Genomic DNA, 20,459 nt, shown 5'->3' with positions numbered 1-20,459 from the left:
AGAATACCACCATGAAACTCGATACCCTCAAGCACGGTTTCGATCCCACCTCCATGCCTTCCGATTATTGGAATGCGGGAGTGGCCGAGGCGCTGAGGAATCAGGCGTGGGCGAAAACCGATATTCGGGAGCGAATCGATTTGACCGCCTGGCAGGGGTTTACCGCTGACCTGCCGCGCGATCCCTATGTCAGCCAGCGCTGGAAGCGGATGTCATGGCTTTCCCTGAACGATCAGGGCGATGTCGGGGATATGGGCCAGTGTCCCATGGCCCAGGGGGGAGCCTTCAATGACGCGGAAAGCATGGCGGATCGCCTACGCTACTATGATCCGCTGACCAGTGAATTCATGGCACGCCCGGATGTGAAGGCTTTCGTGCACGCCTGGGCAAAGCTTTGGAGTATTGGTGCGCACGAACCCATTCTGATGCAGATCACAGGGGTTCGCGGGGAAGGCAGCATCGACCCCCTTCAGGGACAGGGGATTCATGCCGATGGCTGCAAGGCCCTGAGCATTCTGGTCCTCAATCGGGAAAACGTGGCGGGTGCTGAAAATCACCTCTACGGCGACAAGGCGGGCACGCAACCCTTGGTCGATATCACCCTGGATCCGGGTGATATCCTTCATCTGCGCGATGACCGGCTATTCCATAGTGTCGACGGGATCGAACAGCTCGACAGCGAAGCACCCTTCGAGCGGTTCATCATCATCATCAACAGCCGTTTCGTGGACGACTTCCAGAACCGGATGTTGCGTCGCCACTTCCCGGAAGCGGTCCTCAATGAGAGCTAATAACGCTCGGTAAATTGAGAACCTGGCAACACCCACGCCCCCGGAACTCCGGGGGCGTCTTGGTTGTGGCCCCTATGCGCCAGTTCCGCTGAGCCTCATCACTTCCCGCACTACCGCTTCATTCAACACCCCGCGCTTGGCTTCCACCAGGGTTAGCCACTGCCGGGCGCGAGTGATGCCTGTGTACACCAGCTCCCGGGTCAAAATCGGGTTGATCGTCGTGGGCAGCAGCAGGGCGGTGTGGACGAACTCCGAGCCCTGGGATTTGTGTACCGTCATGGCGAACACCGTTTCCACCGAGTGCAGGCGCGAGGGCAGCACCCAGCGGATGGGTTTTTCCGGGTCGCTGGTCGGGAAAGCGACTCTCAACAGCGGCTTGCCGGGCGCGCGCGGGTCGGGTACGGCGAGTGTTATGCCGATGTCGCCGTTCATCAGTTTCAAGCCGTAGTCGTTTTGGGTGACCAGCACCGGGCGGCCTTCGAACCAGCCTTTTTCCAGGGTGTAGTCGTTGCCTTGAAGTACGCCTTCGCCGCGCAGCGTTTTGGCGATGCGCAGGTTCAAACCCTCTACGCCCCAGGGGCCTTTGCGCAGCGCGCAGAGTAGCTGGAAGTGGCTGTAGGCTTCGAGTACCGCGCTTGCCCAGGCGTTGAACGCCCCCGGGTTCTCCTCAAACGATTCACCGTCGGGGCGCTGATCCACAAGCGTTGCCAGGTAGTGCCGGTAGCCGCTGGGCGGGGCAATGGGCTCACCCTTGTGGCTGGTGCGGCCCTGGCCGGCGTTGGCAAAGCCGCTTGGGCTTCCGTGAATGACCAGTTTATCCAGCGCGGCGTCGTCGGTTAGCGCCAGGTGGTGCAGGTCCGGGTAGCCGTGGCGCAGTACGTTTCGCACGTGCTGCTGCTTTTGTGCATCGCTTGCCGCATGGCTTGGCTGGTTGATCGCTTTCGCCAACTGGCCGATGCCGCTTTGTTCATCGAAGCGGTGGCTTACCCGCAGCATGGTAATCGCCTGGTCCTGGGGCTGGCCTGCGGGGTCGATGAACTCGGCGGGTATCGGCTGGCCGGTGGCGGCTTCCAGCCACTGGGCGGTTTGCGGGGTGTAGTGGGCGGCTTCGGCGCGGCGGCATAAATCGCCCAGCACCGCACCGGCTTCGACCGAGGCGAGCTGGTCTTTATCGCCCAGCAGCATCAGCTGCGCCTGGGCGGGCAAGGCGCTGAGCACGGCGGTCATCATTTCGATATCCACCATTGAGGCTTCATCGATCACCAGCACGTCCAGCGCCAGCGGGTTGTGGGCGCTGTGGCGAAAGTGCCGGGTGTCCGGTCGGGCGCCCAGCAGGCGGTGCAGGGTGGTGACATCAACGGGGATGGACGCGTGCAACTGCTCGGCGCTGGCGTGCGCGCGGGCGTCATCCCACAGGCTGGCCAGTGCCTGGGTGGGCAGCTTGCTGACTTGGCCGGCGATGGATTCGTTCAGGCGCGCGGCGGCCTTGCCGGTGGGGGCGGCCAGGCGAATGCGCAGCGGCTGCTCGGTGTGGGCCAGTTGCAGGGTTTGCAGCAGGGCGAGCAGGCGTACCACGGTGGTGGTTTTGCCGGTGCCGGGGCCGCCGGTGATGACGGCGAAGCGGCTGCGGGCGGCGAGGGCGCAGGCGGTTTTTTGCCAGTCTATTGTTTGGGTTTTGGGGAAGAGAGTGGTTAGGGCGTTTGAGAGCATGTTTTGTTCGGTGGCGTTATCGGGATGACTGGCGTCATCCATCGCCCGATGAATCGGGCTCCTACAAGTGGTATCGCCAATGTGCTGTTGATGTTCATTTGGTTTATCAGTTACTGCTGTAACCAGTCTATCGGCGATCTCCTTGTGGAGGGTTTGTTCGAACTGCCAGTAGCGGCGTAGGTAGAGCCGGGGGCCGCTTACGACCAGCGGGGTGTTGCCGGGGCCGGGGCTTGCAAGCATTGGGTGGCTTAGTGCGGCTTGCCATTTATCTTGTGTGAGGGTGGCCAGTATTTGGCTTGGCAGCGGCGGTGGCTCTAAAAGGTCGTCGCCTTCTGGCGGTAGCGAAAGCGCGAAATCCGGCGCGGCCAGGGTGGCGTTAATATCCAGGCATACGTGGCCGCGGCCAAGCTGGTGGCTGGCCAGGGCCGCGGCCAGTAGCAGTAGCGCCGGGGCGTCCGGGGCCTCCAACGCGAGAAAGCGCGCCAGCGCCCGGTCCAAGTCGCGCAGCCAGCCGCGGGCTACCCAGCGCTCCAGAAGATCCAGCAGGGCCTGGGGGTCATCAAGTGCCGGGTGGGGCGCGGCGGGTGGCGCTTCTGGCGCTGCGATTTCAGGCGCGGCGTCGTCGCTGAACAGGTCAAACGTTTGGGTGTCGTGGCGGTTCACGCGGTGGCCTCCTGGGCGGTGCCGGTAAACAGGGCGTCCAGCGCCTCAACCAGCGCAACGGGGGCGGGCTCGGCATAAACGCCGCGCCCGGCGCTGCGGCTGCCGCGCAGGAACACGGTGAGTGAGCCGCCCAGGTGCTGGTGCGGGTCGTAGTCACTTACGCGGGCTTTCAACAGCCGGTGCATGGCCAGTAAATAAAGCGCGGCTTGCAGGTCGTAGCGTTTTTCCAGCAGCGCCTGGCGTAGGGCGTCCGGCTCGTAGGCGGTGTCCTCCGGGCCCAGGTAGTTGGATTTCCAGTCCAGCACATAGAAGCGGCCCTCGTGCTCGAAGGCCAAATCGATAAAGCCCTTGAGCATGCCGTTCAGGGTGTCGCGGTCCAGCGCCGGGCGGGCATGGCCGGCCAAAATATGGCGGCTGACCAGCGCGTCGATGGCGCGGGTATCCACCGTGTGGGCGGCCAGCCAGAACTCGAGCTCGACTTGGTATTCGGTAATGGCCACCAGCGCCACGCTTTGGGTGGCGTTAAGCGGTAGCGGCGTGGTGAACAGCGCCTTCAGCCAGCCCGCTAATGGCGCCTGCCAGGCCTGCCAGCCGCGAAGCTGCACCCGGCGCCAAAGCATGTCGTTAAGCTCTTCCTGGCCGTCCGCGGCGGCCTGAAAGCCGAGCCTGCCCGCCCACTCCAATAGCCCGTGCAGAAAGGTGCCGGGCCCCGGTCCGCGGGGGAACTTGTGCAGGTGAAACGCTTGGGGTTCGTTTGTATCCCGGGGTTCGTCCAGCACTTCAAACGCGGTGGCTTCCTGGGCGGTGGTGGGCTCCAGCGGCGTGGCGGTGGGGGCGCTGAGCGTACCGGAAAGGCGCAGCGCCGAGTAGCTGGCGATCCACCAGTGCTCCCGGGCCGGGCGGGTGGGCGTGCGGGCGTGGCCTAAAACGTGGGCCTCGGCGGCCGGGGCCAGGCGCAGCGCGGTGGGTTCCGGCGGCGGCGCTACGCGGATGTTGCTGCCCTCGGCCAGCGCCTCGAGCGCGGATGTGAGCGCAGCGGGGGCAATGGGCTCACCGGCGTTTATCAGGTAGCCCAGGGCGCTGTCTTCGCCTTCTTTAAGCGGGGCCAGGCCCAGCCAAGTGGCGTGGCGGGCGCGGGTCATCGCCACATACAGCTTGCGCAAATCCTCGCCCAGGCGTTCGCGGTCGGCGGTGTTTAAGGTTTCGTCGTCAGCGCTTAGGCTTAGCTGCAGGCGGCCGGTGTCGTCGTGCCAGCGCAGCGGCAGGTCGTCTTTTTTTACCGGGCGGTGATTGCTGATGAAGGGTAGAAACACCAGCGGGTACTCAAGGCCCTTGGATTTGTGAATGGTGACCACCTTGACCAGATCCGCATCGCTTTCCAGGCGCAGTTTGTGGCTGTCGTTCTGGTTATCCGGCTCGTGAATGGCCTCGGCCAGAAAGCGGATCAGCGCGTGCTCGCCGTCGAGCTCCTGGCTTGCCTGCTGTAGAAGTTCGCCCAGGTGCAGCAGGTCGGTGAGTAAGCGCTCGCCGTCCTCGAAAGCAGCCAAAAGCCGGGCGGGAATCTCGAAATCCACCATCAGTTTGCGTACCAGCGGCAGCACCCCCTGGCGCTGCCAAAGGCGATGGTAGTGGCCGAACTGCACCACGCGCGCCTCCCAGGCAAGCTCATCCTGCTGAAGGTGGTCAAGCTCGGCAAGCGTTAGCCCCAGCGCCGGGGTGGCCAGCGCCGCCCTTAGGTGCGCCTCGGCCTGGCGGGAGCTTGCCAGCGGCTCGGCGCAGGCGCGCAGCCAACGCTCTACCTGGGCCGCCATGGGCGAGCTAAACACCTTGTCGTGATCCGACAGGTACACGCTTTTCACCCCACGGGCGGCCAGCGCCAGGCGAATCGCGCGCGCCTCACTCAGCCCATTGACCAGCACTGCCATGTCGGACGGCTTGAGCGGGGTTAATATGTCGCCGTTTTGGAAACCGCTTTGGCCTTTTTGGCCCGCGTCCAGAAGGGTGGCCATGTGGGTGGCGCAGCGCTCGGCCATCTCGGTGTGGTAGGCGGTTTTGGAAAGCACCTCGTCCGCCGCCAGCGGCCACAGGGTCATCGCGGGTACCGGCTCGCCGTCGTGCACCAGCCACTCGTCGCGGCCGCGGGCATCAACAGAAAGAAACGGCAAGGGGCTTTCGCCGTTGGCCGCGCGAAATAAAAATGCGCCTTTGGGGTGCTCATCGGCGTAGCGAAAGCAGTGGTTGACCGCTTCCACCATAGCGCGGGTCGAGCGGAAGTTGGTCGAAAGCGTGACGTGGCGGCCGCCGGTGTCGGTGCGGGCCTGCAGGTAGGTGAAAATGTCCGCGCCGCGAAAGGCGTAGATGGCCTGCTTGGGGTCGCCGATCAGCAAAATGGCGCTGTCGCGTTGCGGCGTGGCCACCTGGTACACCGCGTCGAAAATGCGGTACTGGACCGGGTCGGTGTCCTGGAACTCATCGATCAGCGCGACCGGGAACTGGCGCTTGATTTGCGCGGCCAGCGCCTCGCGGTTGGGGCCTTGCAGGGCGCGGTCCAAATGCGTCAAAAGCTCCGTCGGGCCCATTTCGGCGCGGCGCTGCTGCTCGCGCTCCAGGCGTACCTTGCACCACTGCACGGCGTGAATCAGAAGGTCGTTGTAGGGCTGGGGCAGGGCGTTGAGCTCGGCTTTAAGCGTTGCCAGCGCCTGCCAGGCCTCCATGAGCGGGGGCTCGCCTTCTTTCCATATTTCCCGCATGCCGTCCGGCGTCATGCGCTTGTAGGCGGCATCGGTCAGCGCCGGGCGCTCCAAATCCGTCTCACTCCACTGGCGCAGCGCGTCCAGCCAGTTAGCGCGGCTTTTAGCGTTAAGGCTTTTGCCATTGAATGCCTTGGCTTTCGCCGCCGCTTCGAGCTCGGGCCCGAGTTCTTCAAGCCACTTGCCCCAGGGCGCTTTTAGGGCGGCCAGTGCTTGGCTTTTCTGTGCCTGGGTTTCGGTTAGCGTTTCTTTCGGCGCCGGGCGCGGGTGGCCCAGGGCGTCGCTTTCCGCCAATAGCTTTGCAAGCTCGCCGTGAAGTTCCTCCGGGGATTTCCAGTATTGGGTAATCTGGCCCAGGGCCTCGGCGTCCAGCGGGTAGTAGAAGGTGCGCCAGTAGTCGCGCACCACTTCCTGCTCAAGCTCGCGCTGGTCGTTTTCCAGGTTCAGCGAGAAGAGGCTGCCGCTATCGAAGGCGTGCTCGCGCAGCATGCGGTAGCACCAGCTGTGAATGGTGGACACCGCCGCCTCGTCCATCCATTCCGCGGCAAGCTCGAGGCGCCGCGCGCAGGCGGGCCAGGCCGCCGGGTCATACTGCTCGCGCAGCGCGACCAGCAGGGCATCAAATTGGGTTTCGCGAAACACCGCCGCGGCTTCCACCAGCCGGGCGCGAATACGCTCGCGAAGCTCTTGCGTCGCGGCGTTGGTGAAGGTGACCACGAGTATTTCTGGCGGGGTGAGCGGGCGGATAAAGGCGGTGTCGTCGTCCTCGGCCTGGCCGCCCAGCACCAAACGCACGTACAAAAGCGCGATGGTGAAGGTTTTGCCGGTGCCTGCGCTTGCCTCTATCAAACGGCTGCCGTGCAGGGGCAGGCGTAACGGATCAAGGGGGGCGGGCTGGCTCATGGACTCTCCGGGCGGGGCGTTGGAACGCGCCTTTTTGGCGCTAGCCTGGCACTATATCGCGATGGTTTGAGGGGATCAAAAGCGCCGCGGCGGCGCCCTGGGCTGTGAGACAGCGCCTTCACCTGCTAATCTTGTCGGCCAGCCACGCCAGGGCGCCCTGAAAAGCTACCGCGGCACTTAGTTTTTGCTGACGATGAGACACCATGCTGACATCGCTTCTCGATAACGATTTTTATAAGATCACGATGCAAAATGCCGTGATCAAGCGCTTTCCCTATGCGCACGCGCACTATGCGTTCATCAACCGGGGCGAGCACAGCTTTCCTGAAGGGTTCGGTGCCGCGCTTCGTCAGGAAGTGGACAAGATGGCCTCGCTCGCACTGACCGAGGAAGAAAAGAACTACCTGGAAACCACCTGCCCGTACCTGGACCCGACCTACCTCGATTTTCTGGCCGGTTTTCGTTATGACCCGTCCGAGGTCATCATCGAGCAGCAGGGCAGCGAGCTTTCCGTGGTGATGGAAGGGCCCTGGTATCGCACCATTTTGTGGGAAGTCCCCCTGATGGCGTTGATCAGCGAGCTTTGGTACCAGATGCGTGGCGAGCACGCCCCGGACAACACCGACGAACTGATCGAGCAGCGCACCAAGGATAAAATCGAGCACTACCGCCACCTGGGCCTGAAAATAGCCGAGTTCGGCACCCGGCGGCGCTTCTCGTATGCGGTGCACGACCGCGTGGTGGGCGCGCTTCGCCACTACGGCGGCGACACCTTCACCGGCACCAGCAACGTGCTGTTGGCCATGCGCCACGGGGTGAAGCCGATCGGCACCCACGCCCACGAGTGGTTCATGTTCCACGGCGCGCGTTTTGGCTTCAAAATGGCCAACAGCCTGGCGCTGGAACATTGGGTAGACGTGTACCGCGGCGATTTGGGCATCGCGCTGACGGATACGTTTACCAGCAAAGCGTTTTTCGAAAGCTTCGACAAGAAGTTCGCCAAGCTTTTCGATGGCGTGCGCCACGACAGCGGCGACCCGGTGGATTTCGCCAAGGCGACCATCGAGCACTACAAGCGTTTGGGCGTGAACCCGCAAACCAAGACGATCATTTTTTCCGACGCGCTGACCCCGGAGCGCGTCGAGCGCATTCAGGCGTTCTGCCAGGGGCGTATCGGCACCGCCTTCGGCATCGGCACCAACTTCACCAACGACGTAGGCGTCGAGCCGATGAACATGGTGATCAAGATGGTCAAGGCGCGCCCGGAAGGCCAGGGGTGGCTGCCGGTCATCAAGCTTTCCGACGTGCCGGACAAGCACACCGGCGACCCGGAGATGATTACGCTTGCCAAGAAAATCCTCTCGTTGAGCCACGCCTCCCCGGAGGCCTGCCCCTAAGCGGCTTTGCTTAAAGCGTTTCTAATCGGCGGGCTTTTCGCGCCCGCCTTTGCTTGAAGGCTTCTTCACCGCGTTAAAAAGCGGCGCGTAAAGGGTTTCGACCAGCGCCGCGAAGCCTTCCCCTTGGGCGGTGCGGGCACCGAAAAGCCGCGCGAAGTCCGGCCATTGGTGGGCGAGATACGCGCTTTTGGTGACATCCCCGGCCATATAGCGCCCGCCCTCATAGGCGCTTTGCGCACTGGCGTAGGCTTTGCTCTCGGTGTCGCTCTCCGGTGTGCCCAGTTGATTGAGCCACTCGAACCCCGCCTGGGGCGCTAGCGGCAGCGGTGCTTGCTGGCCGCGCTGCCAGGCGCTTAGCTGGGTCGTCAGGTGTGCCTGGGCGGTCTCGGCGGCCAGCGGCTCGAAGGTGGCGTGACCCGCCTTGGAAATCAGCCGGGTGGTCAGAGGGCCGTGCAGGTTGCCCGCCAGGTGCGCGACCCAGTGGCGTAGCAGGTGGTGCCACTGGTATTTGCTTTGGCGTACCAGGCTGGTGCTCAAAAGCTGCACGCGGCAGCGCTCGCCCTGGTCACTTTCGCGAAGCTCCCCCAGCCAGTCTTCAAGCCTGGGGCCGTGGTCGGTCTCCAATGTAATCGGCAGCGGCGCGCTTACCTGTCTTGGCCACTCGGCCAGCGCCTTCTCGTACTCCTCGAAAAGGGCTTCCATCGGCTCGGCCAGGGCGTCGCGCATGCGCTCGCCAAAGGCGCCGATAGCCAGTACCCCTTGGCCCTTGAAGCGTTCCAGTGCCGCATGCAGCGCCTCGATGCGTGGTTCGTCGTTATCCACCGCGCGGCGCTGGGCGGCAATTAATTGGTCCTGCAACTGCCAGTTCTGCAGGCCGTCGAGTGCGAAGGGTTCGGCGTCGAGCTTTTCTATCGCTTCCTGCTCGAAATAGACCCCCAGGCGGGTGTTGAAGAAGCTCTTCACCGGCTCGCGCAGGAAATTACCCAGCTGGGCCAGGTTCAGGGTGGCCGATTCGTCCTCGATAAGCGCGGGCAGCGCGGCAGCTTGCCGGGTGGTTTGCGCGGTGTGTACCTCGCGCCACTCGTGGGCGTAGGTAAAAAGCCCTGGGGTGGTCGCCTCGAAGTAGCGCCGGCTAAACGGCTGAAGCGGGTGCTCGGTGGTCAGCCGCGCGAGCAAGTCGTCGCTTTCGTGCTGCCAGCCTGCTTCTAAATGCTCGCGAAGCTGGCCGACCAGTACGGAAGGCGCAAGTGCTGTGTTGTCGATCTGGCTTCTGCCCACCCAGCTCACGTAGAGCTGGTCGCGGGCGGAGAGCAGCGCTTCCAAAAACAGGTAGCGGTCGTCCTCCCGCCGCGACCGGTCGCCGGGGCGGTAATCGCCGCCCATCAGGTCGAAATCCAGCGGCGGCTGGGAGCGCGGGTACTCGCCGTCGTTCATACCCAGCAGGCAAACGCGCTTGAAGGGTATCGCGCGCATGGGCATCAGCGTTGCAAAGTTAACGGCCCCGGCCAGAAAGCGCTGGGAAAGGCTGTGCTCGTCGATCTGCGAAAGCCAGTGCTCGCGCACCATGGAAAGCGGCAGCGCATCCTCCAGCGCGGCTTCCTGGGTGCTCTCGAGCATCTGCTGCAAGCCGTTTTCGAGCTTGGTCAGCATCACGCTTTCCGCGGGGTCGTCGGTTAAAAAGAAGGTTTCGAGAAGCTCCCGCAGCCGGGCGACCCAGGCGGTGGCGTGGGTGGGCTGGCAAAAGCGCTCCCAGGTGACTTCCAGCTTTTCCAGCAGCGTGGCCAGCGGCCCCGCCAGGCGCGCCTCGAGCCCGCCGATATCATCGAACGGCTCGATACCTTGCCAAGACTCGGCCGCCCCCACGCTATAGCCCAGCAGCAGGCGGCGCAGGCCGAAGGCCCAGGTGTTTTGGGTGATGCCTTCCGGCAGCTCCAGGTGTTCGCGGGCGCGGGCGTTGAGCCCCCAGCGAATGCCGGCACCGGCCATCCAGCGCTCGAGAATGGGAATATCCCGCTCTTCCAACCCAAAACGCTGGCGCAGGGCGGGCACGTCGAGCAAATCCAGCACGTCGCTGGTCGAAACGCGCAGCTCCGGCAGGCGCAGTAATTTTTCCAGCGCGATCATCATCGGCAGGCGGTGGCGGCTGGCCTGGTCCGAGAGCGTATGCGGGATATAGCGCGCATCGTCCTGGGTGAGCTTGCCGAACACCGCTTCGATATGCGGCGCGTAGCGGTCGATATCCGGCACCATGACGATGATATCCCGCGGGCGAAGGTTGGGGTCTTCGCTGAAGGCGGCAAGCAGCTGGTCGTGGAGGATTTCGACTTCGCGCTGGGGGCCGTGGGCGATGTGGAAAACGATCGAGTCGTCTTCTGGCGCTGGTGCCCCCCAGTGCTCGCGGGTTTCACCCACTGGGCGTAGTTCGCGGATGTCGTCCTGGAGCTGGCTCAAGAGCGTGCCTTCACCCTGGCAGAACGGCTCGAACATATCGATACGCAGCGCGCGCTGCTCGAAAAGGCTCTGGTAGTCGCCGGTGTCGTCGTGCTCGTCGATCAGGCGCAGGTAGTCGCGGCCCTGTTTGCCCCAGGCGGCCAACAGCGGCTGGGCGTGCAGGTGCAGGGCCTGGGTGGCATCGCCGGTGCCGAGCACATCCAGCGCCTCGGGCATGCCGGCCTTGCGGCGCTGGCGGTAGCGGCTGGCGCGCAGCAGGTCCTTGTGTTCGATGATATCCGCCCAGTAGTACTGGCAGGGGTTATGCACGCAGAGCACGATTTGGCAGCAGCGCGAAAGCGCGGCCAGCGCCTCGAGGGTCTGCTGGGGCAGCGAGGAGATACCGAAGATGATCAGCCGCCGGGGCACGCCTGGTGGGCACGACTGGCCTTCCAGCTGCTCGGTGGCGGTTAAAAAGCGCTGGTGCACCTGGGCACGGCTGCTGTCGAGCCCGGCCTGGCCCTGGGTGGCGGCGACATCCTCACGCAGGCGCCGCCAAAGCGCGGGCTGCCACATCTGATGGGGCGCAAGCGTTTGGCGCTCGCCGCGGGCGCTGATGAGCACGTCGCTGCCCGCCGCCCAGGCCTCCAGCCAGTCCGCCCGATACACCTGGTACTGATCGAACAGGTCCGCCAGGCGCTCGGCGAGCTGGTAGTGTTTGCGCTGGTCCCGGTCGAACTCGAGAAACCGCGCGAGAGGCTCGAACACCGGCTCATCGACCAGCGTGGGCAGAAGGCGCAAAAGGCGCCACACCAGGCGCGATTTATCGAAGGGCGATGTCTCTGGAACGGCGTCGTCCTGCGCATTCACGTGCGTCAGCACCGTGCGGTAGGCCTGCCAGAGAAAGCGCGCGGGCAGGGTGACATCGAGTGCCGCCGCGATGCCCGCTCCGCCGTTTTTCGGATCTTCGGCAAGGGCCAGCTTCAGCCACTGGCCGATGCCGTTGCTCTGCACCAGGATCGTTTCGTTTTCGAGCGGGCCCAGCGGGTGCAGGCGCATCCACTCCACCGCCACGGCGCGTAAATCTTCCAGCCGATTGGCGTGAATCACCATGAAACCCGGCGTTAGCGGTGGGGTGAATAGGCTCATGAGCACATCCTGGTTGAGCGGTGAACAGCGGCCAGGCCGCTTGCGTCGGGCCTGGCGCGACTAGACCAGCGGGCTGCTGGAAAGGCGCAAACTAGTAGGAGAGGGTAACGTTACCAATGCCCATCAGGCCTAAAAAGGTCATGCCCACAAACAGCAGCAGATAAAGCAAAATCAGCACGCCGAAGATGGTGAAGTGGGTCTTGAGCTTGCCAAGGGCAAAGCGCAGCTCGCGCTCGTCGCCGCTTTGATAAGCACGCTGGCTGGCACTGGCCGCCTGGAAGAGTACGACGCCCGCCCAAATGGGAATCCAGGCGACGATAATGCCGATGATGGTAATCGCCGTTAACAGCCCGCCCAAAATCAGCATCACGCCGATCAGTTGCATCCAGAGTTTACCGCGGTAAAGCGGCTCAGCGACGCTTTTTAAAAGCTCGTGCTTCTCCTGGGGTTCCATGGCGTCCTCGTGTGTCGAGTGAAAATCAGTGCGTTGTTGGAAGGCCATGATCTTAATGAGTTTCGACACTTTTGTCTTTACGCGCCGCATGACGGGAATTTTGCCGGATAATTGCCTTAAGCATCTTGCAGTGAGGCCCGCGCATCGCCAAGCTATGGGGTTTTATTAGACATTTTATTAAAACACTATTAAAAATTCAGGAGCCTGCCATGACCGAGCCGACCAGCCCTTCTCAAAACGATTCCCAGGACGTTGCCCAGGACGACGCAGCGCAAGGCTCGCGGCGCCACTCCGCCCCGGTCGTAGACGGCCCGGGCAAAGCCGCCAGCCGTGCCATGCTGCGCGCGGTGGGCTTCAATGACGACGACTTCAAAAAGCCCCAGGTGGGTGTGGCCTCGACCTGGAGCATGGTGACACCGTGCAACAGCCATATCGGTGAGCTGGCCGAACTGGCCCGGGACGGCGCCGACGCCGCCGGTGGCAAGGGCGTGGTGTTCAACACCATCACCATTAGTGACGGTATCGCCAACGGCACCGAGGGCATGAAGTACTCGCTGGTCTCCCGCGAAGTGATCGCGGATTCCATCGAGACGGTGGCGGGCTGCGAAGGGTTCGACGGGCTGGTCGCCATCGGCGGCTGCGACAAGAACATGCCCGGCTGCGTGATGGGCCTGGCGCGCCTCGACCGGCCCAGCGTGTTCGTTTACGGCGGCACCATCATGCCGGGCAAGGGCCACACGGATATCGTCTCGGTATTCGAGGCCATGGGCGCGCATTCGCGCGGCGACATGGACCTGATCGAGCTCAAGCAGATCGAGGAAACCGCGATTCCCGGCCCCGGCTCCTGCGGCGGCATGTACACCGCTAACACCATGGCCTCGGCGATCGAGGCGCTGGGCATGAGCCTGCCGGGTAGCTCCGCGCAGAACGCGATTTCCCAGGAAAAGCGCGACGACTGTAAAGCCGCGGGGGAGGCAGTGCTCGAGCTTCTCAAGGCCGACATCAAGCCCTCGGATATCATGACCCGCGAGGCGTTCGAGAACGCGATCACCATCATCATCGCCCTCGGCGGCTCGACCAACGCGGTGCTGCACCTGATCGCCATGGCGCGCACCATCGGTGTCGAGCTCAATCTCAAGGACTTCACCGAGATCGGCAAGCGCGTGCCGGTGGTGGCGGATCTGCGCCCCAGCGGCCATTACATGATGAGCGAGCTGGTCGCGATTGGCGGTATTCAGCCGCTGATGAAAATCCTGCTGGAGGCCGGGCTTCTGCACGGCGACTGCCTGACCGTGACCGGCAAGACCCTAGCGGAAAACCTGGCGGACGTCGAACCCTACCCGATGGATCAGTCGATCATCGCGCCGCTGGAAAAGCCGATCAAGGCGCAAAGCCACCTGCGCATTCTTTACGGCAACCTGGCCCCGGAAGGCGCGGTCGCCAAGATCACCGGTAAGGAAGGCACTCGCTTTAGCGGCCCGGCGCGGGTATTTGGCTCGGAAGAGGAAGCCCAGGCGCGTATCAATGACGGCACCGTGGTCGCCGGCGATGTGGTGGTGATTCGCTACGAAGGCCCGAAAGGTGGCCCGGGTATGCGCGAAATGCTCACCCCGACCTCGGCGATCATGGGCCGGGGCCTGGGGAACGACGTCGCTCTCATCACCGACGGGCGCTTCTCCGGCGGCAGTCACGGTTTCGTGGTGGGCCACGTCGCCCCTGAAGCGTTCGAAGGCGGCCCGCTGGGCCTGGTCGAAACCGGCGATATCATCACCATCGACGCCGAGGCGGATACCATCGATATCGACGTAAGCGTTGACGAGATGAGCCGCCGTCAAAGTGCGTGGCAACAACCTGCGCCGCGCTACACCCGCGGCGTGCTCGCCAAGTATGCCCGCCAGGTAAGCTCCGCGAGCACCGGCGCGGTGACCGACCAGAACGACTAACTCGGCCCTTTTCGCGCCGTGCTTGTCACGCCGCTGAGTGCTCGCGCCACCGCGCTGCCCTCAGCGGCGTTTTAGTGTCACACGGGCGTCAAACGGGCGGGTTAAGCTGGTGATTTTCTTCCAGCAGAGGCCAGACGATGACGATCCAGGCGGCCAGGCGTAGAAACGTTGGCGAGGTGTTCCGGGTATTTTTGTGGCTGGGGTTGACCTCTTTTGGCGGCCCCATCGCGCATCTGGGGTACTTTCGTACCGAGTTCGTCGCCCGGCGGCGCTGGCTTTCCGAGGCGGCCTACGCGGATCTGGTGGCGCTTTGCCAGTTTCTACCGGGCCCGGCGAGTAGCCAGGTCGGTTTCGCGCTGGGGCTTCTGCGCGCCGGCCCCTGGGGCGCGGCGGCGGCGTGGTTTGCCTTTACGCTGCCCTCGGCCATCGTACTGTTCCTGTTTGCGGTGGGGACAGCGGTGCTGGAGGGGCCGCTTGCCGAGCGCGTGATTGCAAGCCTTAAGATAGTGGCTGTGGCCATCGTGGCCCACGCCGTTTGGGGAATGGCGCGTAACCTGTGCCCGGACAAGACCCGGACCGGTATCGCCTTGGGCGCGGTGTTCGTGGCGGTACTGGCCAGTGGGCCTTTGGGCCAGGTCAGCGCTATCGTACTGGGCGGGGTGGCCGGGCTTTTGCTTTGCCGCGAAGCCGCCGCCCACAGCGAGAGCGAAACGCTTCACTTTGGCGTATCGCGCCTGGCGGGGTATGGGGCGCTACTGCTCTTTGCCGGGCTTTTGCTCGCACTTCCGCTTTTGGCCCATCAGGCCCTTTGGCTTGATATTGCCGATGCCTTTTACCGTTCAGGGGCGCTGATGTTTGGTGGTGGGCACGTGGTGCTACCGCTGCTCAGCGCCGAAGTCGTCCAGCCTGGCTTTATCAGCGACGATGCGTTCATGACCGGTTACGGCGCGGCCCAGGCGATACCGGGTCCGCTATTCACCTTTGCAGCCTACCTGGGGGCGCTGCTGCCGGGTATCCATAGCGTGCCGGGCGCACTGTTGGCACTCGTGGCGATTTTCGTACCCGGGTTTCTCTTGTTGATTGGCGCGCTGCCGTTCTGGAACCGTTTTCGGCAATGGGGCGCCGCTCAGGCGCTTTTGCGCGGTGCCAATGCGGCCGTCGTGGGTATTTTGGGGGCCGCGCTTTATCAGCCCGTGTGGGGCAGCGCGATCCTCACGCCTATCGACTTTGCGCTGGCGCTGACCGGCTTTTTACTGTTGAGCGTTTGGAAGCTGCCGGCCTGGGCGGTGGTCATCATCGTGGTGCTGGGCGGGGTGGCTTGTTAGGCTGCTGAATGCCAGCGCGCTGCGCATAAAAAACGCCCCGCAAGGGCGGGGCGTCTATGGATTCTGGCGAGAGAAGGCTTGGCTAAGGCGCCTCCAGCTCTAGAGAGCGGCGCAGGACGTTGAGTTCGTCAATGTCCAAATGCTCGAGCCGTCCAGCGAGCAGGTCGCTGATTTTTTGAACGGGAAGGCCTGCTCTGCGGGCAATTTCCCGGCTTCCCAGGTCTGATACGGCGACCAGACGTGTAATGATACGCATCAGGCGCGTACGTTTTTCAAGTTCCCTGACATCGAGGTCAGGGCTGCTTCGCACAGGGTCCAGCGTTTCTGCGTGAGCAGTCGAGTATGCCGTACTCATGTGACTCCATCAGTCAAAAGTGACCCCTACACAATGCCGCTAACCCAAGCGCTTTTCAATGCCTGTTTCGATGAAAAATTCGTCATTTGATCCAGGCCCTTAAAAGGGCGCGCTCTGGTAAACTATTCGCCTTCAAAATGTCAGCCAAGCCTTGCGGCTTTCGTTTGTCTTCACTAAGTCTTGAAACGGTTTTAGGCCTCTGGCCGAGGAGCGAATACATGTCCGAGAGCGCACCCCGAGTGGGCGTGATTATGGGGTCGAAATCCGACTGGCCCGTCATGGAGCACGCCGTCACCATGCTCGAGCGTTTGGGGGTTGCCTGCGAGACCCGCGTGGTGTCGGCGCACCGCACGCCGGATTTGTTATTCGACTACGCCAAAAGCGCGGCCGAGCGCGGCCTGCAAGTGATCGTGGCCGGGGCCGGTGGTGCCGCTCACCTGCCGGGCATGGTGGCCTCGCAAACGCCGCTTCCCGTGCTGGGGGTGCCGGTCGAATCCAAATCCTTGAAGGGGCTGGATTCGCTTCTTTCGATCGCCCAAATGCCCGGCGGTATTGCCGTGGGCACCCTGGCCATTGGTAAAGCTGGGGCGACCAACGCGGGGCTTTTGGCCGCGCAGATCGTGGGGCTTCAAGATAGCGCCGTGCGCGAGGCGGTCGAGGCCTTCCGCCAGGAGCAAACCCAAACGGTACTGGATAACCCGGACCCGCGGGCCGACACCGAGGCTTAAGGAGACCACCATGAACATTGGCGTATTGGGCGCTGGCCAGCTGGGGCGAATGCTGGCACTTGCAGGTTACCCTTTAGGTAACCGTTTCACCTTTCTGGATACCACCGGAAGCCCCAGCGCGGGTATCGGCGAGGTGATCGTCGACCCAAGCAACGAGCACCTGGCCGCGTTTCTCGACAAGGTGGATGTCGTGACCTATGAGTTCGAGCACCTGCCCGTCGAACTCGTGCGCGAGATCGAGCGCCACAAGCCCGTCTACCCGGCAAGCAATGCGATTGCGGTGTGCCAGAACCGGGTCGAAGAGAAGGCGCTGTTCGACCGGCTCGGGATTCCCACGCCCGCTTACCGGGTGGTGGAGAGCGCCGAGGCGCTTTTAGAGGCGGCCCGGGAGCTTGGCTGCCCGGTGGTCGCCAAGTCGGTCACCGAAGGGTACGACGGCAAGGGCCAGGCGGTGCTGAAGTCCTTTGATGAGGCGTTCGAGGCCTGGGCGGCTATCGGGCACTCGCAGCTGATCGTCGAAGCCTTCGTGGATTTCGTGCGCGAGGTGTCGATCATTGCCGTGCGCGGCCGCGATGGCGAGGTGGTGTTCTACCCCATGGCGGAAAACCAGCACGTTGACGGCATTTTGCGCTACTCGGTGGCCCCGCTGCCGGATTTGGACGAAAGCCTTCAGCATACCGCCGATGGCTACATTCGCGCGCTGCTCGACGAGCTCGATTACGTGGGCGTGCTGGCGCTGGAGCTTTTCCAAACGCCGGATGGCAGCTTGCTCGCCAACGAGATGGCCCCGCGGGTACACAACTCCGGCCACTGGACGATGGATGGCGCGATCACCAGCCAGTTCGAAAACCACCTGCGCGCCGTGCAGGGGCTGCCGCTGGGCGCCACCGACGCCATCGCGCCGACCTGCATGGTCAACGTCATCGGCCGGGAAGGCGATAACCCGGCGCTATTGGCGATCCCCCATACGCACCTGCACCGTTACGACAAGGATGAGCGGGCCGGGCGCAAGCTTGCCCATATCAATGTCTGCGCCGAATCCCACGGTGCGCTTTTAACCAAAGTGCGCCAGTGCCAGGCGCTACTGCCCGATGCGCCGCCGGTGCAGTGGAGTTTCAAGCCCGTTGCCTGATATTTTGTTTTTAAACCGCCTCACGTTAGGCGGTTTTTTTTAAAGCCTGATGACGAGAGTCGCTTTGGCCGTATAAATCATATAAAACTAGTGATTTAAATTTCGCTTTAGACGGTTGCCTTCAAGCGGGCAATACAATTGCGCAGGGATCGAATATGCTCTGGAAGCTTAAGCCCGCCATGGTTACGGACAATAGCCGCTCTTTCGACTTTGCCGGTGACGTCTCGCTGTGCGAGCTGGAGGCCGCGAAAGTCAGGCTTTTATATGAAAAGCTCTGGCAGCCGGTGGTGAGTAGCCTGCTCGTCGCGCTATGCGTATCGGCGATCATGTGGTCCAGCATCGAGACGTCGACCATCGTGCTTTGGTTGGTGGCGCTTTTTGCTATTTCGATATTTCGCTTACTGCTGGCTTATCGATACCAGCGTGTGGCCTATACCACCCACTCGCGAAGGTGGCTTTACGCTTTCGCTTTTGGCGCGCTTTTTTCGGCGACCTTGTGGGGCGCGGCGGGGGTGCTGTTTTTTACCCCGGACCACCCCGGCCAGGTCGCCACCCTGGCGATCATCATGGCGGGGGTCGCCGCGGGGGGAACGACCACGCTCTCATCGGTGCGCTGGGTCGGTCTGGGTTTTATCAGCCAGATTCTCTTGCCGCTCGCCGTGGTGTTTTTCATCAACGGCGAGACGTTGATGGGCAGCATCATTCTGATTTTTTTGGTGCTGATGCTGGCCACCTGTTCCCGTTTTCACTGCATTTTCCACGATAACATTTCCCTGCGCGTGAGCATCGAGGCGCGAGAAGAGCAGCTGCTGGAAAGCGAGAACCGCTATCGCTCGATTTTCGATCACTCGCCGCTTGGCGTTTTAAACTTCGACCGCCATGGCACCATTACCGATTGCAACGAGCAGATGCTTACGATTCTGGGCGGCGAGCGCGCGGCGTTCATCGGCTACCGAATGCTGGACCGCGCCTCCGACCCGGAGGTGGCCGAAGGCGTGAGGGACGCCCTCGAAAAAGGCTCGGGCTATTTCGAGGGGACCTTCTATCTGCCCGGCGCTGAAACCGGTACCCCCTTGCGCGCCATTTTCAGCGGGGTGAATAGCGCCAGTAACGAGCGCGTCGGAGGTATCGCGATCGTCGAGGACTTTACCGAGCGCACCCAGAACGAGGCGATCATTTATCGCCAGGCGTATTACGATGCGCTGACCGATCTGCCCAACCGGCGTCTTTTCATCGAACGCCTCATGAACCTTGGCGAACAGCCCGAAAGCCGTGACTGCACCGGCCTGGTCATGTTCATGGATCTGGACCGTTTCAAGTTGATCAATGACACCTTTGGCCACGCCGCAGGCGATGACCTGCTGGTGCAAATCGCCAAGCGGCTGAAAAAGCATTTGGGAGAACGGGATATGGCCGCCCGGCTGAGCGGCGATGAATTCGTGATGCTGATGCTCTTTGATCAGCCCTTGACCGAGGAGGCCGAGCAAGCTGGCTTGACGCATATGGAGGCGCTTCAAAGCGCGCTTGGCGGGCGCTACAACCTGGAGGGTCAGCAGGTCGAGGTAACGCCCAGTATGGGCTATACCTGCTTTAATGCCGCAAAGTGCGACCACACCGAAATTCTCAAGCAGGCGGATATTGCGATGTATCAGGCCAAAGCGGAGGGGCGGGCCCGGCTTCGCCGCTACCGCCCGGAAATGCGTAAAGCGCTGAACCAGGCCGCGCTACGCTCGAATCTGGTTACATCGCTAATCGACCGCTAATCACAAGCCACAGCGCGATGAGCGCGAAGTGGCCCGGGTACCAGGCAAGCCACAGCCGCCGGGGCATCTGTTTGAATACTTTGGGGATATGCTGAGCGCCCCCCGCGGCCAACACCAGCACCAGGACACACGTTCCCACGGTGAAGGACTTGGACATGTCCGAGGCGTTCATCTGGCCGGCGACCCAAAGCACGGGAAACGCAGCCAGCCCCGCCCAAAGCCTGGATTTCAGCGCATCCCGGGTTTCATTGAGCGCATGCATGGCGAACATGAAAAACGGAATGAGCATTAGCCCGTTGTGGCCGTACTCCACCCAGAATCCCAGCAGGTACCAAAGCGTCACCCCGACCGCCGCGCCCAGCAAGAGCCAGCCAAACCCCAGGCTCTGATGGCGGTAGTGCTGCCACCCCTGGCGCACCAGCGCCCCGATCGCCAGCCCACTTGCCAGCGTAAAGCAGACGTTCAAAATGAAGGCGTCGTTTAGGCGGGGCATCATCATGTACGGCACCTGGGCGGCGATACCGATCACCAGCACACGCCGGGCGTAGCGCAGCGGGTTGCGCGTGTTGAAAAGCCCGTGCCAGGCCACCATTGCCGCAAACAGCGGAAAGGCGATACGCCCGATCGACGAGCCCGCCCAGCCCAGGTCCCAGTCGCTGGGCAGCACGTAACGTACCAGGTGATCGACGGTCATGGTGAGTAGCGCAAGCCACTGGGCCCACGCGGTCCAGTGGGATAGTGGCCGTTCGGCGCGCTCTTGGGGCGTGGGTGACGCAGCGGTACGGGCGCGAGCGCCAGAAAAGAAAGCCATAAAACCTCCGTGTTTAACATGACCCTATGAAGCAGGAGTAACGTTTTGGATCAGACCCAGGCGTGGCGTTCGAGTTCATCGCTCAACGCTTGGGCCGGCGCAAGGGCGGCGAGCGCTTACTATACCCTATAAACGAAAAAACCCCGGCGAGTGCC

Annotated in this window: 13 protein-coding genes; 7 read left to right on the top strand and 6 right to left on the bottom strand. The window is 62.9% G+C overall.

The window, feature by feature from the left end; translation table 11 throughout:
- Nucleotides 1–11: 11 nt before the first annotated feature.
- A complete protein-coding gene (locus tag ACWHVV_RS12360; protein WP_447926505.1) occupies nucleotides 12–791 on the top strand; it encodes a 2OG-Fe dioxygenase family protein in 780 nt (259 codons plus the stop codon).
- 72 nt (nucleotides 792–863) lie between these two features.
- Here ACWHVV_RS12360 and recD read toward each other — a convergent pair whose 3' ends face one another.
- Both recD and recB read right to left on the bottom strand, forming a co-directional pair.
- A complete protein-coding gene (gene recD, locus ACWHVV_RS12355; protein ID WP_447926504.1) occupies nucleotides 864–3,164 on the bottom strand; it encodes an exodeoxyribonuclease V subunit alpha in 2,301 nt (766 codons plus the stop codon).
- The gene (gene recB, locus ACWHVV_RS12350) at nucleotides 3,161–6,817 is read right to left on the bottom strand and encodes an exodeoxyribonuclease V subunit beta (RefSeq protein WP_447926503.1); all 3,657 of its coding nucleotides are present in this window, start codon (nucleotides 6,815–6,817) and stop codon (nucleotides 3,161–3,163) included. The genes recD and recB overlap by 4 nt, the downstream gene beginning before the upstream one ends.
- Nucleotides 6,818–7,020: 203 nt before the next feature.
- On the opposite strand from recB, the gene pncB reads away from it, so the two are divergent.
- A complete protein-coding gene (gene pncB / locus ACWHVV_RS12345) occupies nucleotides 7,021–8,214 on the top strand; it encodes a nicotinate phosphoribosyltransferase (protein ID WP_447926502.1) in 1,194 nt (397 codons plus the stop codon).
- 21 nt (nucleotides 8,215–8,235) lie between these two features.
- Here pncB and recC read toward each other — a convergent pair whose 3' ends face one another.
- Entirely contained in the window at nucleotides 8,236–11,793 is a 3,558-nt protein-coding gene (gene recC / locus ACWHVV_RS12340; protein WP_447926501.1) for an exodeoxyribonuclease V subunit gamma, read from the bottom strand.
- A gap of 91 nt (nucleotides 11,794–11,884) precedes the next feature.
- Nucleotides 11,885–12,247, bottom strand: a complete 363-nt coding sequence (locus tag ACWHVV_RS12335) for a DUF5362 family protein (protein ID WP_447926500.1) — start codon at nucleotides 12,245–12,247, stop codon at nucleotides 11,885–11,887.
- Between the two features lie 209 nt (nucleotides 12,248–12,456).
- Between ACWHVV_RS12335 and ilvD the strand changes: the two genes are divergently transcribed.
- Both ilvD and chrA read left to right on the top strand, forming a co-directional pair.
- Nucleotides 12,457–14,190: a dihydroxy-acid dehydratase gene (ilvD, locus tag ACWHVV_RS12330; protein WP_447926499.1), complete on the top strand. Its 1,734-nt coding sequence runs from the start codon at nucleotides 12,457–12,459 to the stop codon at nucleotides 14,188–14,190.
- A 137-nt stretch (nucleotides 14,191–14,327) separates the two neighbouring features.
- Nucleotides 14,328–15,515 carry a chromate efflux transporter gene (gene chrA, locus ACWHVV_RS12325; protein WP_447926498.1) on the top strand — a complete coding sequence of 396 codons (1,188 nt, stop codon included), beginning with the start codon at nucleotides 14,328–14,330 and terminating at the stop codon, nucleotides 15,513–15,515.
- 82 nt (nucleotides 15,516–15,597) lie between these two features.
- Here the strand turns inward: chrA and ACWHVV_RS12320 are convergent, their stop codons facing one another.
- Nucleotides 15,598–15,870 carry an XRE family transcriptional regulator gene (locus tag ACWHVV_RS12320; RefSeq protein WP_447926497.1) on the bottom strand — a complete coding sequence of 91 codons (273 nt, stop codon included), beginning with the start codon at nucleotides 15,868–15,870 and terminating at the stop codon, nucleotides 15,598–15,600.
- 218 nt (nucleotides 15,871–16,088) lie between these two features.
- On the opposite strand from ACWHVV_RS12320, the gene purE reads away from it, so the two are divergent.
- From purE to ACWHVV_RS12305, 3 genes are all read left to right on the top strand, one after another.
- Nucleotides 16,089–16,598 (top strand): 5-(carboxyamino)imidazole ribonucleotide mutase, encoded by a 510-nt coding sequence (gene purE / locus ACWHVV_RS12315; protein WP_447926496.1) that lies wholly within the window; start codon nucleotides 16,089–16,091, stop codon nucleotides 16,596–16,598.
- A 10-nt stretch (nucleotides 16,599–16,608) separates the two neighbouring features.
- Entirely contained in the window at nucleotides 16,609–17,730 is a 1,122-nt protein-coding gene (locus ACWHVV_RS12310) for a 5-(carboxyamino)imidazole ribonucleotide synthase (RefSeq protein ID WP_447926495.1), read from the top strand.
- Between the two features lie 155 nt (nucleotides 17,731–17,885).
- Nucleotides 17,886–19,493, top strand: coding sequence for a diguanylate cyclase domain-containing protein (locus ACWHVV_RS12305; protein ID WP_447926494.1), 1,608 nt, complete (start codon nucleotides 17,886–17,888; stop codon nucleotides 19,491–19,493).
- On the opposite strand, the gene ACWHVV_RS12300 is transcribed toward ACWHVV_RS12305, so the two are convergent.
- Nucleotides 19,471–20,304 (bottom strand): TraX family protein, encoded by an 834-nt coding sequence (locus ACWHVV_RS12300; protein WP_447926493.1) that lies wholly within the window; start codon nucleotides 20,302–20,304, stop codon nucleotides 19,471–19,473. The genes ACWHVV_RS12305 and ACWHVV_RS12300 overlap by 23 nt on opposite strands.
- Between the last annotated feature and the right edge of the window lie 155 nt (nucleotides 20,305–20,459).

It is taken from the genome of Vreelandella sp. EE27, from assembly GCF_968206495.1.
Note: the sequence above shows the minus strand (reverse complement) of the source record. Positions and strands in the feature narration are given on the sequence as shown.

Bases quoted from the DNA above. Each gene is read 5' to 3' on its own strand.
- ACWHVV_RS12360 (WP_447926505.1), top strand. From the start codon at position 12: ATGAAACTCGATACCCTCAAGCACGGTTTCGATCCCACCTCCATGCCT.
- recB (WP_447926503.1), bottom strand. From the start codon at position 6,817: ATGAGCCAGCCCGCCCCCCTTGATCCGTTACGCCTGCCCCTGCACGGC.
- pncB (WP_447926502.1), top strand. From the start codon at position 7,021: ATGCTGACATCGCTTCTCGATAACGATTTTTATAAGATCACGATGCAA.
- recC (WP_447926501.1), bottom strand. From the start codon at position 11,793: ATGAGCCTATTCACCCCACCGCTAACGCCGGGTTTCATGGTGATTCAC.
- ACWHVV_RS12335 (WP_447926500.1), bottom strand. From the start codon at position 12,247: ATGGAACCCCAGGAGAAGCACGAGCTTTTAAAAAGCGTCGCTGAGCCG.
- ilvD (WP_447926499.1), top strand. From the start codon at position 12,457: ATGACCGAGCCGACCAGCCCTTCTCAAAACGATTCCCAGGACGTTGCC.
- chrA (WP_447926498.1), top strand. From the start codon at position 14,328: ATGACGATCCAGGCGGCCAGGCGTAGAAACGTTGGCGAGGTGTTCCGG.
- ACWHVV_RS12320 (WP_447926497.1), bottom strand. From the start codon at position 15,870: ATGAGTACGGCATACTCGACTGCTCACGCAGAAACGCTGGACCCTGTG.
- purE (WP_447926496.1), top strand. From the start codon at position 16,089: ATGTCCGAGAGCGCACCCCGAGTGGGCGTGATTATGGGGTCGAAATCC.
- ACWHVV_RS12310 (WP_447926495.1), top strand. From the start codon at position 16,609: ATGAACATTGGCGTATTGGGCGCTGGCCAGCTGGGGCGAATGCTGGCA.
- ACWHVV_RS12305 (WP_447926494.1), top strand. From the start codon at position 17,886: ATGCTCTGGAAGCTTAAGCCCGCCATGGTTACGGACAATAGCCGCTCT.
- ACWHVV_RS12300 (WP_447926493.1), bottom strand. From the start codon at position 20,304: ATGGCTTTCTTTTCTGGCGCTCGCGCCCGTACCGCTGCGTCACCCACG.